We start from the raw sequence: 12,945 nt of genomic DNA, 5'->3' as shown, positions 1-12,945 counted from the left end.
GATCGGTGTCGGCGTTCGCGCCGATTGCCGCGCCGATGCGTTGCCCGTGGGGCGAGAAGGCGTTTGGCGGCTATCTCGGCGAGAACCGCGAAACGTGGAAGCAGTACGACGCGAGCGAGCTGGTCGCGCATGCGTCGCAACAATTCGCGCAAGGGATCCTGGTCGATCAGGGGCTCGCGGATCAGTTCCTGCCCACGCAGCTGAATCCCGACGTGTTCGAAGCCGCGTGCAAGGCCGCGGGTCAGCCGCTGACGCTGCGCCGTCATGCGGGCTACGACCACGGCTACTACTTCATCTCGACGTTCATCGAGGATCATCTCGCGCATCACGCGAAGGTGCTGGTCGGCTGAGCGCGGTGTAGGCGCGTCGCTTCAAAACGAAAAACGGCGGCACATGCAGATCTTGCATGTGCCGCCGTTTTTTTATCGGACCGGCGCGTTGCGCGTTGGCCGCTCAATGCCGCCGCAGCAGACTCCCGCCATACACGAGCGCCGACAGCACCGTGATCCAGAAGCTGGTCGGCCAGTCGGTATAGAACGCGAGCGTCAGGCCGAGCCACGCCTGCGCGAGCGCGAACACGGCCGCGAGCACGAGCCCGGTCGACAGCCGCGTGCTCAGGTTCTGCGCGGCAGCGGCCGGGCCGACCATCAGCGTGAACACCAGCAGCACACCGACGATTTGCGTACAGGCGGCCACCGCCAGCGCGGCGATCGCGAGAAACAGCACCGACACGCGGCGCAGCGATACGCCCTTCGCCTCGGCGAGTTCCGGTTGCAGCGACGCGAACAGCAGCGGCCGCATGATCGCCGCGAGCGCCGCGAGACTGATCACGCCCAACGCCGCGAGCACGCCGAGTGTCGATGTGTTCACGCCGAGCACGTTGCCGAACAGCAGCGCGGTGACCTGGGTTGCGTACGCGGTGAAGAAGTGCAGGAACAGCAGCCCGAAGCCGAGCGACAGGGACAGGATCACGCCGATCGCGACATCGCGGCCGGCGAGCCGCTCGCCGAGCGCGCCCATGCCGACCCCGGCCGCGAGCGTGAAGCCGATCATCCCCCAGATCGGCGAGATGCCGATCAGCACCGCGCCGGTCGCGCCGGTGAAGCCGACGTGCGACAGCGCGTGACCGGCGAAGGTCTGTCCGCGCATCACCAGAAAATAGCCGACCACGCCGGCCAGCACCGCGACGATCCCCGACGCCGCGAATGCGTTCACCATGAAATCGTATTCAAACATCGTGCTTGTGTCCGTCGCGTGAGTCGTGCGGGTTCGAGTGATTGTGCGAGTGCGAATGAGCGTGGCCGTGATCGTGCGAGTGACCGTGCGAATGCGAATGGCCGCCGTCCTCGTCGTGTTCGTGCTCGTGATCGTGCTTCTCGACCTCGACGCCGCCCGACATCACGAAGATGCGGCCGTTCACGCGCATCACGTCGATCGGCGAGCCATAGAGGCGCGACAGCACGGGCCGTGTGATGACTTCAGCGACAGTGCCGAGCGCCGCGACGCCGCTGCCGAGATACAGCACGCGGTCGATCGAATTCAGCAGCGGATTCAACTCATGCGCGGAGAACAGCACCGCGATGCCGAGTTCGCGCTGCACGCGCCGCACCAGTTCGACGACGCTCTTCTGATGATGCGGATCGAGGCTGATCAACGGTTCGTCGAGCAGCAACAGCTTCGGGTCGCCGAGCAGACATTGCGCGAGCAGCAGGCGCTGCCGTTCGCCGCCCGACAGTTCCGACAACGGCCGTAGCGCGAGCTTGCCGGCGCCGACCAGATTGAGCACACGGTCGACGTCCGCGCGGGTTTTCGCATCCTCGTGCGGCAGACCCCAGCGGTGCCCATCGGCGGCCATCGCGACGAAATCGCGGCCACGCACGCGGCGTCCGGCGAGCGCGCTGCGCGTCTGCGGCATATAGCCGATCGACGCGTTGCCGCGCTCGACGCGCTGTCCGAGCACGCGGATCGTGCCGCCCGCGGCCGGCACGAGACCGAGCACCGCGCGCATCAGCGTGGTCTTGCCCGCGCCGTTCGGCCCGAGCACACCGATGAACTCGCCCTGATTCACGACGAAGCTGGTGTCGCGCAGGATCGTGCGTCCGCCGAGTTCGAGCGTGACGTTCTCGAGTTCGAGCATGGGCGAGCCGCCGGGCGGGGTCGTCGGGGTGGTGGGTGCGCTCGCCGGCGCACCGGCTGGCGCAGGCTGGCCAGTCGAAGTCATGAAGTTTTTCCTTTCGCGTTGGCTGCGCCATTCGTGCCATTTGCACCCTTCGCGCCGTTCGTGTCGCCCGCGGCGAGCGCCCGTTCCAGCGCGTCGAGCTGCGTGAGCATCCACGTCTGGTAGGTCTTGCCGGCCGGCAGGGTTTCGGTGACGCTCATCGTCGGTACCTTCGATTGTTGCGCGAGCTTCAGCATGCGTTGGGTCAGTGCCTCGGTGGCCTGGCTGTTATAGATCAGCACGCGCACACGGCGCTCGCGCAGATCGCGTTCGAATGCGGCGATATCGGTCGCGCTCGCTTCGGTGTCGTTCATCGCGGCGAGCTGGAAACGCTGGTTGCGCATCTGCAGGCCGATCGCGTCCGCCATGTAGCCGAACACCGGCTCGGTCGCCGTGACCGGCAGGCCCGCGTAGCGGCCATGCAGCTCGGCGACCTTCGCGTCGATCGGCTTCAGCGACGCGAGAAACGTCGCGAGGTTCGCATCGTACGCCGACTTGTGCGCGGGGTCAGCCGCGGCGAGCGCGGCGCTGATCGCGCTCGCGACTTTCGGCATGGTCGCCGGGTCGTACCACAGGTGCGGATTGTCGCCGCCTTTTCTGCCGACGAGGTCGGCCGCCACGATCACCGTGCGCTGCGAACCCTTCGACGCGGCCAGCAGCTTCGCCGTCCACGGATCGTAATCGGCGCCGTTGTAGACGACGAGGCGTGCGTGCTGCAACGCGCGCGCGGTGGCCGGGCTCGCTTCGAACAGATGCGGGTCCTGGTCCGGATTGCTGAGGATGCTGGTCACGTCGACGCGATCGCCGCCGAGCTGGCGCACCACGTCGCCGTAAAAATTCTCCGCGGCGACTACCGGGATTTTTGCGTCAGCGGCGAATGCGCCATGGCCGAACGCGAGCGCGGCGGCTGCGAGCAGATACACACACAGACGCGCACCCATACGCGCGCACAAACGCGCGCACAAACGCGCGGGCAGCGATGGCGAGCGCTTCAGGGCGCGCCGTGCGCCGGTCAACATCGAACCGATTGTGTTCATCGTGGTGGTGTCCTGCTGCGTGAGAGTTGAAGAGCCACTTGCTTGCGGTGGCGACGACGGATACGGTGCCGCGCTCAATGTCGCGCCGGCTGTTTCATGAGTCCGGCGAGCCAGCGGCGGCGTTTGCGTCGGCGTCGCCGGTGCCACCGGCCGCGCCATCGGGCTTGAGCGCGCGGGCACACGCCGCGCACAGCCCGCTCAGCTCGATCACCTGACGATGCACCTCGAAGCCGTGCGCGGGCGCGCTGTGCGACAGCTGATCGGCGAGTTCGGCGCCGGGAATTTCGACGGTCGCACCGCAGCGGTCGCACATCAGGAACTGGCTGCGATGCGGCACGCCGATCTCGCAGCAGGCGACGAACGCGTTCTTCGATTCGATCCGATGCACGAAGCCATGCGCGACGAGGAAGTCGAGCGCGCGATAGACGGTGGTCGGCGGCATGCGGCCGCGTTCGGGTTCGAGCGCGTCGAGCAGTTCGTACGCGCCGATCGGCCGCTCGCTCGCGAGAATCGCCGCGTACACCTGGTGACGCAGCGGCGTCAGCGCGAGGCCGTGCGTGCGCGCGTGCGCTTCGGCGTGCGCGAGCCGTACGGCGTGCTGTTCGGCGGGCGAGGTGGTCATCGGCTGAAGATCCTGGGTGGGAGCGCGGTTGGCGAATTGCGCGAGGTCGAAATGATATAACGTATCGCGATTTTTGTCAGAGGCCACTTTTCGGCCCCGCCCGGTCTGCCGCGGCGCTGCAGGCGGGCCTGCCGCGCTGCACCATCGAAATCTGGTTGCACGCCTTGACATGACCCAGTCCGTATCCGATCATTCGACCACTAACAGAGCAATTGTTCGCGCGATGAGCGTTCGCTCACTGCGCGCCAGCATGCACAACGAACCGGAGACAAGCGGTGGCGCGATTGCAGGACAAGGTGGCCATTCTGACGGGCGCGGCGAGCGGTATCGGTGAGGCGGTGGCGCGGCGCTATCTCGACGAAGGCGCGCGCTGCGTGCTGGTCGACGTGAAGCCGGCCGACAGTATCGGCGCCGCGCTGCGCGACACCTACGGCGAGCGCGTGCTGGCCGTCAGCGCGGACGTGCGGCGGCGCGAGGACATCGAGCGCATCGTCGGCAGCACGCTCGCCTGCTTCGGCCGGATCGACATCCTCTTCAACAACGCGGCGCTGTTCGACATGCGCCCGCTCCTCGACGAATCCTGGGACGTGTTCGACCGCCTGTTCGCGGTCAACGTGAAGGGCATGTTCTTCCTGATGCAGGCGGTCGCGCGGCAGATGATCGAGCAGGGTCACGGCGGCAAGATCATCAATATGTCGTCGCAGGCCGGGCGGCGCGGCGAGGCGCTGGTGTCCCACTACTGCGCGACCAAGGCGGCGGTGCTGAGCTATACGCAGTCCGCGGCGCTCGCGCTCGCGCCGCATAAGATCAATGTGAACGGCATTGCGCCGGGCGTCGTCGATACGCCGATGTGGGCCGAGGTCGACGCGCTGTTCGCGCGCTACGAAAACCGGCCGCTCGGCGAGAAGAAGCGCCTCGTCGGCGAGGCGGTGCCGCTCGGCCGCATGGGCCTGCCCGACGACCTGACCGGCGCGGCGCTGTTTCTCGCGTCGGCGGACGCCGACTACATCACCGCGCAGACGCTGAACGTCGACGGCGGCAACTGGATGAGCTGAACGCAGGAGCTGGGAGCGGGAACGTTGCCTGCTACTTACGGCGCGTCACTCCGTCAAACGAACGCAGCACCACATAACGTACGAGAAAGGAGACAACGATGAAACCAGCTTTCAAATTCGCGCTGAAGGCAGCCGGGGCCGGCGCGGCCGCGTGCTTCGCGCTGAGCGCGTCGGCGGCCACGGTGACGATCGCGACGCTGAACAACCCGGACATGATCGAGTTGAAGAAGCTGTCGCCCGCGTTCGAAAAAGCCAATCCCGACATCAAGCTGAACTGGGTGATTCTCGAGGAAAACGTGCTGCGTCAGCGCGCGACGACCGACATCACGACCGGCAGCGGCCAGTTCGACGTGATGACGATCGGCGCGTACGAAACGCCGCAATGGGGCAAGCGCGGCTGGCTCGCGCCGATCACCAATCTGCCGGCGAGCTATGACCTGAACGACGTCGTGAAGACGGCCCGCGACGGCCTGTCCGCGAACGGCCAGCTGTACGCGCTGCCGTTCTACGTCGAAAGCTCGATGACCTATTACCGCAAGGATCTATTCGACAAGGCCGGCCTGAAGATGCCCGACCAGCCGACCTACGACCAGATCGCGCAATTCGCCGACAAGCTCACCGACAAGTCGAAGGAACAGTACGGCATCTGTCTGCGCGGCAAGGCGGGTTGGGGCGAGAACATGGCCTACAGCACGACGGTCGTGAACACCTTCGGCGGACGCTGGTTCGACGAGAAATGGAACGCGCAGCTGACCTCGCCGGAATGGAAGAAGGCGATGACCTTCTACGTCAACCTGCTGAAGAAGGACGGTCCTCCCGGAGCGAGCTCGAACGGCTTCAACGAAAACCTCACGCTGATGTCCTCGGGCAAATGCGCGATGTGGATCGACGCGACGGTCGCGGCCGGCATGCTCTACAACAAGCAGCAGTCGCAGATCGCCGACAAGGTCGGCTTCGCGGCCGCGCCGATCGCGGTCACGCCGAAGGGCTCGCACTGGTTGTGGGCGTGGGCGCTGGCGATTCCGAAGTCGTCGAAGCAGCAGGAGCCGGCGAAGAAGTTCATCGAGTGGGCGACTTCGAAGGAGTACATCGAACTCGTCGCGAAGGATGAGGGCTGGGCCTCGGTGCCGCCGGGCACGCGCCAGTCCACCTACGCGCGCCCCGAGTACAAGCAGGCCGCGCCGTTCGGCGACTTCGTGCTGAAGGCGATCCAGACCGCCGACCCTGATCATCCGACGCTCAAGCCGGTGCCGTACACCGGTGTGCAGTTCGTCGGGATTCCTGAGTTCCAGTCGTTCGGCACCGTGGTCGGGCAGAGCATCTCCGGCGCGATCGCCGGTCAGATGACGGTCGACCAGGCGCTCGCGGCCGGCAACGCGGCCGCCGATCGCGCGGTCAAGCAGGCCGGCTATCAGAAGTAAGCGAGAAGTAAGCGCGAGCACGCAGCACGTTCTCGCGGCAGGCCAGCCGCATCGTCCCGTTCGATGCGGCCCGCGCCAGCCGACGCGCATCCACCGATGCGTGCCGGCCGGCTCACGTAGCAGGGCGGCCGTTCGTCCGCGCCGCATGTCAGGTGGGTCACGTCGTGCGTGAGATAGCACGACGCGTCGCGCGGCATGCATGCGGCCTGGGCGACCACGCCGCGCATTACCGTACAGGTGGTCCATCATGCGTTCCATGCGCGCTTCCCTGATGCAAACCGATCCCCAGACAGAAAAAGGCCGCGAAGAGCGCAAGGCCAGTTCGGCGCGCTGGCTCGTCGCGCCGTCGGTCGGCGTACTCGTGCTGTGGATGGCGATTCCGCTCGCGATGACGATCTGGTTCTCGTTCTCGCGCTACAACCTGCTGAATCCCGATGTGCGCGGCTTCGCCGGCCTCGACAATTACCGCTTTCTGGCGACCGATCCGTCGTTCGGGCCGTCGATCGCGCACACGATCGAGCTGATCGTGTCGGTGCTGGTGATCACCGTGGTCGGCGGCGTGCTGATGGCGATCCTGTTCGATCGCAAGTTCTACGGCCAGGGCATCGCGCGGCTGCTGGCGATCGCGCCGTTCTTCGTGATGCCGACGGTCAGCGCGCTGATCTGGAAGAACATGATCCTGCACCCGGTGTACGGTCTCGTCGCGCAGGGCATGCGCGCGCTCGGCATGCAGCCGATCGACTGGTTCGCCGACTATCCGTTGACCGCTGTGATCATGATCGTCGCGTGGCAGTGGCTGCCGTTCGCATTCCTGATTCTGTTCACGGCGATCCAGTCGCTCGACCAGGAGCAGAAGGAAGCCGCGAAGATCGACGGCGCCGGCCCGTTCTCGATGTTTTTCTACATCACGCTGCCGCACCTGAAACGCGCGATCGCGGTCGTCGTGATGATGGAGACGATTTTCCTGCTGTCGATCTTCGCCGAGATCTATACGACCACGGGCGGCGGTCCCGGCAACGCGACCACCAACCTGTCGTACCTGATCTTCTCGCTGGGCCTGCAGCAGTTCGACGTCGGACTTGCTTCGGCGGGCGGCATTCTCGCCGTCGTGCTGGCCAACATCGTGTCGTTCTTCCTCGTGCGGATGCTCGCGAAGAACCTGAAAGGGGAGTACGAAAAATGAGCCACGTTGCCTCCACTCCGGCTTCGACCACGCAGCCGGTCGCCATTCCCGCGAAGTCGCCGTTCGACGTGATTCGCCGCGGCATTCCCGGCGTGATCGCGTGGCTCGTCGCGCTGCTGCTGTTCTTCCCGATCTTCTGGATGACGATCACGGCATTCAAGACCGAGCAGCAGGCCTACGCGTCGTCGCTCTTTTTTGTCCCGACGCTCGACAGCTTCCGCGAGGTGTTCGCGCGCAGCAACTATTTCTCGTTCGCGTGGAATTCGGTGCTGATCTCGGTCGGCGTCACGCTGCTGTGTCTGATCCTTGCCGTGCCGGCCGCCTACGCGATGGCGTTCTTCCCGACGCGGCGCACGCAGAAAGTGCTGCTGTGGATGCTGTCGACCAAGATGATGCCGTCGGTCGGCGTGCTGGTGCCGATCTATCTGCTGTGGAAAAACAGCGGCCTGCTCGACACGGTGTCGGGGCTGGTGATCGTCTACACGCTGATCAATCTGCCGATCGCGGTGTGGATGGCGTTCACCTACTTCGCCGAAATTCCGCGCGACATTCTCGAAGCCGGACGTATCGACGGCGCGGCGACGTGGCAGGAGATCGTCTATCTGCTGATGCCGATGGCGCTGCCAGGGCTTGCATCGACCGCGCTGCTGCTGGTGATTCTTTCGTGGAACGAAGCGTTCTGGAGCATCAACCTGTCGAGTTCGAACGCGGCGCCGCTGACGGTGTTCATCGCGTCGTATTCGAGCCCGGAAGGCTTGTTCTGGGCCAAGCTGTCGGCGGCTTCGCTGCTCGCGGTCGCGCCGATCCTGATCGTCGGCTGGCTGTCGCAGAAGCAGCTGGTGCGCGGCCTCACGTTCGGGGCGGTCAAGTGATGACGAAGCCGACCGCGGATCCGATGGCCGATCCGGTGCTGGGCCGCTTCGCGCTGATCTGCGATTGCGACGGCGTGCTGATCGACAGCGAAGCGGTAGCCGCGCGCATGCTGGTGCACGAACTGGAAGCTCGCTGGCCCGGCACCGCGGTCGAAGCGGTGGTGCTGCCGCTGCTCGGCCTGCGCATCGAGCGCGTGTTGCGGGACACCGCGACGCAGCTCGGCAAGCCGCTCGATGCCGCCGACATCGACGCGATCCGCCGTTCGGTCGAAGCGGCCGCGATCGAGGCGCCGGCGGTCGACGGCATCGAACTCGCGCTCGCCCAGGTGCCGCTCATCAAAGGCTGCGCGAGCAACAGCTTCCGGCCGTATGTGGAGGCGGTGCTGGCGCGCACCGGCTTGAAGCGCTTCTTCGGCGAGCGCCTTTTTTGCGCCGACGCGGTGGCGAATCCGAAGCCCGCGCCGGACGTTTATCTGGCCGCCGCGCGAGGCTTCGGTCTTGCGCCGGGCGCGTGCCTCGTCGTCGAGGACAGCGTGACCGGCGTGAGCGCGGCCGCGGCGGCGGGCATGGCGGTGCTGGGGTTTATCGGCGGCGGTCATGCGAGCGATGCGCAGATCGACCGCCTGCATGCGGCCGGCGCGCGCCACGTGTTCGACGACATGCGGCAGTTGCCGGATCTGGTCGCGCAATGGACGTTGTCGGCGACGGCCGCGGCGCCGTGAAAGCACAGTACCCCGAAATAAAAAGCAGCACGACGTATCGGACAGCATTACACGGAGACACATCATGGCAAGCGTAACCTTGCGCAACATCAGGAAGGCCTACGACGACAACGAAGTGATGCGCGACATCAATCTCGACATCGCGGATGGTGAGTTCGTCGTGTTCGTCGGACCGAGCGGTTGCGGCAAATCGACCTTGATGCGGATGATCGCGGGGCTGGAGGACATCAGCGGCGGCGATCTGAATATCGACGGCGCGCGCATGAACGACGTGCCGCCGGCCAAGCGCGGCATCGCGATGGTGTTCCAGTCGTACGCGCTGTATCCGCACATGACGCTGTACGACAACATGGCGTTCGGCCTGAAGCTCGCCGGCACGAAGAAGCCGGAGATCGACGCGGCGGTGCGCAACGCGGCGAAGATCCTGCACATCGATCATCTGCTCGATCGCAAGCCGAAGCAGCTCTCGGGCGGTCAGCGTCAGCGCGTCGCGATCGGTCGCGCGATCACGCGCAAGCCGAAGGTGTTCCTGTTCGACGAACCGCTGTCGAATCTCGACGCCGCGCTGCGCGTGAAGATGCGCCTCGAATTCGCGCGTCTGCACGACGAGCTGAAGACGACGATGATCTACGTGACGCACGACCAGGTCGAAGCGATGACGCTCGCCGACAAGATCGTCGTGCTGTCGGCGGGCAATCTGGAGCAGGTCGGTAGTCCGACGATGCTGTATCACGCGCCGGCGAACCGTTTCGTCGCGGGCTTCATCGGCTCGCCGAAGATGAACTTCATGGAGGGTGTCGTGCAATCGGTGTCGCACGACGGCCTCATCGTGCGCTACGAAACCGGCGAGACGCAGCGCGTCGCGGTGGACCCGGGCGCGGCGAAGCAGGGCGACAAGGTGACGGTCGGCATCCGCCCCGAGCATCTGCATGTCGGTACTGAAGACGGCATCGAAGCGCGCACGATGGCGGTCGAATCGCTCGGCGACGCCGCGTATCTGTATGCGGAATCGAGCGTCGCGCCGGATGGATTGATCGCGCGGATTCCGCCGCTCGAACGGCATGCGAAGGGCGACGTGCAGAAGCTCGGCGCGACGCCGGAGCATTGCCATCTGTTCGATAGCGACGGCAAGGCGTTCCAGCGCAAGATCGTCGAGGTGCTCGCGGCTTGATGTGGTGGTGGTGCTGGTGCGAAAAAGCGGCGCATGGGCGCCGCTTTTTTATTGCTGCGTTTGGCGCCGCTTACCCGTAGCGATTGCCGCGTACAACACGCCGCCCGGCAGCCACGCCGCCGCCCGTCACGCCTCCAGTGCCGCCCGCGCGCACAACTCGTCGGTGACGAGTCCCGACAACCAGCCGCCCTTGAGCACCGCGATCAGCGCGTCGCGCTTGCGCTGGCCGCCGGCAAAGCCGATGGTCGGCCGGCGCGGCGGCGTGTCGAGCGCGATGCTGGTCACGCGCCGGCCGGTCGGCGATTCGACCGGCGCGCCGGCCGCGTCGATCGGCAGGCCGAGCATTTCGGCGACCGCGCCGTTGTGCATCAGCTCGTTGACCTCGCTTTCGGTGATGAAGCCGTCCTCGTGCAGCGGACAGGTCATGCCGATATTGCCGATGCCGACGAACGCGACATCGGCCTGCGCGGACAGCGACTCGACGATCCGGTAGAGCCGGTGATTGCACCACTGCGCGCGCTCGGCCTCGCTGTCGGCGAGCAGCGGCGCGGGCAGCAGAAAATGCTTGCCGCCGGTCTTTTCCGAAATGTGCAGCGCGACGTCGTAGCGGTTCGACGAGCCGTCCTGCGCGATCGCGCCGACCATCGACACCAGCCGATGCTGCGGGCGGTCGAGCTGCGCGATCTGATCGACTGCGGCCTTCAGCGTGCGGCCGCTGCTGACCGCGACGACCATCGGTTTGTCGGCGTTCAGATAGCGCTCCATCACCTGCGCGCCGGCCACCGCGAGCTTGCGGTCGACTTCCTCGGCGGTGTCGCCGTCGATCGGCACGATCTCGCACATGCTGAGCCCATAGCGCTTCGACAGTTGATCGGCGAGCGACAGGCAATCGGCGAGCTGATGATCGACGCGCACGCGGATCAGATTCTTTTCGACCGCGAACGCGACGAGCCGCTGCGCGACCGGTCGCGACACCTGCAGTTTTTCGGCGATTTCGTTCTGGGTATTGCCCGCGACGTAGTAGAGCCACGCGGCGCGCGTGGCGAGATCGAGTTTTTCTGTAGACCTGGGCACGATGGGGTTCGCTCGAGTTTTGCTTGGAGTGTGCCGATGATAGCGGCCGGCCGCGCGCGAGCGCGAAACGGCCGCCGTTGAACGCTCAGGCGAGCGGCGCGCGCGCGGGATCGAACAGCGGCCGTACGTGGCGATACAGCGCGCGATACGCTTCGAGCCGTGTGCGCAATTCCGCATGACGGCGCTGATTCGGCGTGAACTCCTTTTCGACGGGCGGCTTGGTTAGCACCGTGGCCGGGTCGCCGCCCGCGGCGAGCCAGCCGAGCCGGGCCGCGCCGAGCGCCGCGCCGGTTTCGCCGCCGCCGTGCTTGACCGTGACGGTGTCGAGCGCGTCGGCGAGCAGTTGTGCCCAGTAATCGCTGCGTGCGCCGCCGCCGAGCAGCGACAGCACCTTCGCCTCGGTGCCGGCCGCGCGCAACGCGTCGAGGCCGTCGGTGAGCGCGAGCGTCACGCCTTCGAGCACCGCGTAGCCGAGCAGCGCGCGATCGGTTGCGTGATTCATGCCGAAGAACACGCCTTGCGCGTACGGGTCGTTATGCGGTGTGCGCTCGCCCGACAGATACGGCAGGAACAGCGGCGCGGTGGTCAACGCTTCGGCGGGCAGCGCCGCGACTTCGGCGAGCAGCGTTGGTTCGTCGGTGGAGGTGAGCTTGCAGACCCAGCGCAAGCAGCTCGCCGCCGACAGCACCACGCTCATCTGATGCCAGCGGTCGGGAATCGCATGACAGAACGCATGCACGGCGGAGGCCGGGTTCGGCCGGAAGCTGTCGCCGACCACGCACAGCACGCCCGACGTACCCAACGACACGAAGCCGTCGCCCGGCTGGGTCGCGCCGATGCCGATCGCGCTGGTCGCGTTGTCGCCACCGCCGGCCGCGACGATCACGTCGTCACGCAAGCCGAATTCGCGCGCGAGTTCCGGCAGCAGCGTGCCGGCCGGCGCGCTGCCTTCGCGCAACGCGGGCATCTGCGCGCGCGTCATGTTGCAGGCGGCCAGCAGCGAATCGGACCAGTCGCGTTTGGCGACGTCGAGCCACAGCGTGCCGGCCGCATCCGATGGATCGGACACCTTGCCGCCCGTCAGTTGCAGGCGCAGATAGTCCTTCGGCAGCAGCACGCAGGCCGTTTTCGCGAAGATCTCCGGCTCGTGACGCGCAACCCACAGCAGCTTCGGCGCGGTGAAACCGGGCATCGCCAGATTGCCGGCGACGCTGTGCAATTCCGGCGCGCGCTCGGTCAGCTCCGCGCATTCCTTGTCGCTGCGCATGTCGTTCCACAGGATCGCGGGACGCAGCACGCGGTTGTCCGCATCGAGCAGTACCGCGCCGTGCATCTGCCCCGACAGGCCGATGCCGCGAATCTGCGCGAATTCGTCGGGATGACGCGCGCGCAATGCGGCGAGCGCCGCGCGCGTGCCGGCCCACCAGTCTTCGGGATTCTGCTCGGCCCAGCGTTGATGCGGCCGCGAAACCGTGAACGGCGAGCCCGCGGTGCCGATCACACGGCCGTCGGAGGCGAGCAGCAGAACTTTCACTTCGGACGTGCCGAGGTCGATGCCTAGGTACATGGG

At 66.3% G+C, this 12,945-nt stretch carries 13 protein-coding genes; 7 read left to right on the top strand and 6 right to left on the bottom strand.

Annotated elements, in window-relative coordinates; genetic code table 11:
* On the top strand, positions 1–350 hold a 350-nt coding region (locus HHL14_RS31435; RefSeq protein WP_268966669.1), incomplete at its 5' end, for an alpha/beta hydrolase-fold protein.
* A 103-nt stretch (positions 351–453) separates the two neighbouring features.
* On the opposite strand, the gene HHL14_RS31430 is transcribed toward HHL14_RS31435, so the two are convergent.
* The 4 genes from HHL14_RS31430 to HHL14_RS31415 all read right to left on the bottom strand — a co-directional run bounded on the left by HHL14_RS31430 (position 454) and on the right by HHL14_RS31415 (position 3,877).
* On the bottom strand, positions 454–1,236 hold the full coding sequence (locus tag HHL14_RS31430; protein ID WP_169501502.1) for a metal ABC transporter permease: 783 nt from the start codon (positions 1,234–1,236) through the stop codon (positions 454–456).
* On the bottom strand, positions 1,229–2,221 hold the full coding sequence (locus HHL14_RS31425; RefSeq protein ID WP_169501501.1) for an ABC transporter ATP-binding protein: 993 nt from the start codon (positions 2,219–2,221) through the stop codon (positions 1,229–1,231). The genes HHL14_RS31430 and HHL14_RS31425 overlap by 8 nt, the downstream gene beginning before the upstream one ends.
* A complete protein-coding gene (locus tag HHL14_RS31420; protein WP_169501500.1) occupies positions 2,218–3,255 on the bottom strand; it encodes a metal ABC transporter solute-binding protein in 1,038 nt (345 codons plus the stop codon). The genes HHL14_RS31425 and HHL14_RS31420 overlap by 4 nt, the downstream gene beginning before the upstream one ends.
* 94 nt (positions 3,256–3,349) lie before the next feature.
* The gene (locus HHL14_RS31415; protein WP_169501499.1) at positions 3,350–3,877 is read right to left on the bottom strand and encodes a Fur family transcriptional regulator; all 528 of its coding nucleotides are present in this window, start codon (positions 3,875–3,877) and stop codon (positions 3,350–3,352) included.
* Positions 3,878–4,152: 275 nt separating this feature from the next.
* Between HHL14_RS31415 and HHL14_RS31410 the strand changes: the two genes are divergently transcribed.
* From HHL14_RS31410 to HHL14_RS31385, 6 genes are all read left to right on the top strand, one after another.
* Entirely contained in the window at positions 4,153–4,932 is a 780-nt protein-coding gene (locus tag HHL14_RS31410; RefSeq protein ID WP_169501498.1) for an L-iditol 2-dehydrogenase, read from the top strand.
* 98 nt (positions 4,933–5,030) lie between these two features.
* Positions 5,031–6,353 (top strand): ABC transporter substrate-binding protein, encoded by a 1,323-nt coding sequence (locus HHL14_RS31405; protein ID WP_169501497.1) that lies wholly within the window; start codon positions 5,031–5,033, stop codon positions 6,351–6,353.
* A 271-nt stretch (positions 6,354–6,624) separates the two neighbouring features.
* A complete protein-coding gene (locus tag HHL14_RS31400) occupies positions 6,625–7,536 on the top strand; it encodes a carbohydrate ABC transporter permease (protein ID WP_230413292.1) in 912 nt (303 codons plus the stop codon).
* Positions 7,533–8,408, top strand: coding sequence for a carbohydrate ABC transporter permease (locus HHL14_RS31395; protein WP_169501495.1), 876 nt, complete (start codon positions 7,533–7,535; stop codon positions 8,406–8,408). Before HHL14_RS31400 ends, HHL14_RS31395 begins: the two co-directional genes overlap by 4 nt.
* Positions 8,408–9,130: an HAD family hydrolase gene (locus HHL14_RS31390; RefSeq protein WP_230413290.1), complete on the top strand. Its 723-nt coding sequence runs from the start codon at positions 8,408–8,410 to the stop codon at positions 9,128–9,130. The genes HHL14_RS31395 and HHL14_RS31390 overlap by 1 nt, the downstream gene beginning before the upstream one ends.
* Before the next feature lie 64 nt (positions 9,131–9,194).
* A complete protein-coding gene (locus HHL14_RS31385) occupies positions 9,195–10,301 on the top strand; it encodes an ABC transporter ATP-binding protein (RefSeq protein WP_169501494.1) in 1,107 nt (368 codons plus the stop codon).
* 126 nt (positions 10,302–10,427) lie between these two features.
* Here HHL14_RS31385 and HHL14_RS31380 read toward each other — a convergent pair whose 3' ends face one another.
* Positions 10,428–11,375, bottom strand: coding sequence for a sugar-binding transcriptional regulator (locus tag HHL14_RS31380; RefSeq protein ID WP_169501493.1), 948 nt, complete (start codon positions 11,373–11,375; stop codon positions 10,428–10,430).
* Between the two features lie 85 nt (positions 11,376–11,460).
* Positions 11,461–12,942: a xylulokinase gene (xylB, locus tag HHL14_RS31375; RefSeq protein ID WP_169501492.1), complete on the bottom strand. Its 1,482-nt coding sequence runs from the start codon at positions 12,940–12,942 to the stop codon at positions 11,461–11,463.
* Positions 12,943–12,945: the final 3 nt, after the last annotated feature.

Source organism: Paraburkholderia antibiotica (assembly GCF_012927125.1).
GTDB classification, from domain to species: domain Bacteria; phylum Pseudomonadota; class Gammaproteobacteria; order Burkholderiales; family Burkholderiaceae; genus Paraburkholderia; species Paraburkholderia antibiotica.
This window is presented reverse-complemented; position numbering and strand designations above follow the sequence as displayed.

Bases quoted from the DNA above. Each gene is read 5' to 3' on its own strand.
- HHL14_RS31425 (WP_169501501.1), bottom strand. From the start codon at position 2,221: ATGACTTCGACTGGCCAGCCTGCGCCAGCCGGTGCGCCGGCGAGCGCA.
- HHL14_RS31420 (WP_169501500.1), bottom strand. From the start codon at position 3,255: ATGAACACAATCGGTTCGATGTTGACCGGCGCACGGCGCGCCCTGAAG.
- HHL14_RS31395 (WP_169501495.1), top strand. From the start codon at position 7,533: ATGAGCCACGTTGCCTCCACTCCGGCTTCGACCACGCAGCCGGTCGCC.
- HHL14_RS31430 (WP_169501502.1), bottom strand. From the start codon at position 1,236: ATGTTTGAATACGATTTCATGGTGAACGCATTCGCGGCGTCGGGGATC.
- xylB (WP_169501492.1), bottom strand. From the start codon at position 12,942: ATGTACCTAGGCATCGACCTCGGCACGTCCGAAGTGAAAGTTCTGCTG.
- HHL14_RS31405 (WP_169501497.1), top strand. From the start codon at position 5,031: ATGAAACCAGCTTTCAAATTCGCGCTGAAGGCAGCCGGGGCCGGCGCG.
- HHL14_RS31415 (WP_169501499.1), bottom strand. From the start codon at position 3,877: ATGACCACCTCGCCCGCCGAACAGCACGCCGTACGGCTCGCGCACGCC.
- HHL14_RS31400 (WP_230413292.1), top strand. From the start codon at position 6,625: ATGCAAACCGATCCCCAGACAGAAAAAGGCCGCGAAGAGCGCAAGGCC.
- HHL14_RS31385 (WP_169501494.1), top strand. From the start codon at position 9,195: ATGGCAAGCGTAACCTTGCGCAACATCAGGAAGGCCTACGACGACAAC.
- HHL14_RS31390 (WP_230413290.1), top strand. From the start codon at position 8,408: ATGACGAAGCCGACCGCGGATCCGATGGCCGATCCGGTGCTGGGCCGC.